Genomic DNA, 1,231 nt, shown 5'->3' with positions numbered 1-1,231 from the left:
CGTTGACAGCGTTGCTCAGCCATGTCAGTTATGTAACTATATAGTTATTTACGGGAGGAAGAACTCATGGCGACAAGGCCGATCGGCATCATCATGCACGGCATCACCGGCCGCATGGGATATAACCAGCATCTCGTGCGCTCGATCCTGGCGCTCCGCGATGCGGGCGGCGTTGTTTTGTCGAACGGCGACCGGCTGATGCCCGAGCCGGTGCTTGTGGGCCGCAATGCCGAGAAGATCGAGGCGATCGCGCGCAGGCACGGCCTGTCGAAGACGACGACCGATCTGGATGCGGCGCTTGCCGATCCCGCCAACACGATCTTCTTCGATGCCGGCTCGACGCAGATGCGCGTCGAGCTTCTGGAGCGGGCGATTGCCGCGGGCAAGCATGTCTATTGCGAGAAGCCGATCTCCGAGACGCTGGAGGAGGCGCTGTCGGTTGCCGCCTCCGCCGAGCGGCGCGGCGTCAAGAACGGCGTGGTGCAGGACAAGCTGTTCCTGCCGGGCCTGCGCAAGATCGCCCTGCTGCGCGACAGCGGCTTCTTCGGCAAGATCCTGTCGGTGCGCGGCGAGTTCGGCTACTGGGTGTTCGAAGGCGACTGGGGCGTGAAGGCGCAGCGTCCGTCGTGGAACTACCGCAAAAAGGACGGCGGCGGCATGATCCTCGATATGCTGCCGCACTGGCGCTATGTGCTCGACAATCTGTTCGGCGAGGTCCGCTCGGTCAGCTGCCTGGGTGCGACGCATATTCCAGGCCGGGTCGACGAGAGCGGCAAGGCCTATGCGGCGGATGCCGACGATGCGGCCTATGCGACGTTCGAGCTCGAAGGCGGTGTCATCGCCCATATCAACTCGTCCTGGGCGGTTCGGGTGCGCCGCGACGATCTGGTCACGTTCCAGGTGGACGGCACGCATGGGTCAGCCGTCTGCGGGCTGATGCGCTGCTTCACGCAGCATCGGGTCAACACGCCGAAGCCGGTGTGGAACCCGGACCAGCCGCAGCCGATCAACTTCCTCGACACCTGGGACGAGGTGCCGGACACGCAGGCGTTCGACAACGGCTTCAAGGCGCAATGGGAAGAGTTCCTGCGCCATGTGGCGGAGGACGCGCCGTGGCGGTACAGCCTGCGCGAGGGCGCCAAGGGCGTGCAGCTGGCCGAGCTGGCGCAGAAGAGCTGGGCAGAACGCCGATGGATCGACGTCCCATCGCTCGCCGCAAGATAAGGAGACG

At 64.7% G+C, this 1,231-nt stretch carries 1 protein-coding gene; it reads left to right on the top strand.

The window, feature by feature from the left end:
* The first annotated feature begins 66 nt into the window (after positions 1-66).
* Positions 67-1,224 carry a Gfo/Idh/MocA family protein gene (locus ACQZ6J_RS33865; protein ID WP_449087233.1) on the top strand — a complete coding sequence of 386 codons (1,158 nt, stop codon included), beginning with the start codon at positions 67-69 and terminating at the stop codon, positions 1,222-1,224.
* Positions 1,225-1,231 lie beyond the last annotated feature (7 nt).

This window comes from Rhizobium sp. A37_96, assembly GCF_053521765.1.
Note: the sequence above shows the minus strand (reverse complement) of the source record. Positions and strands in the feature narration are given on the sequence as shown.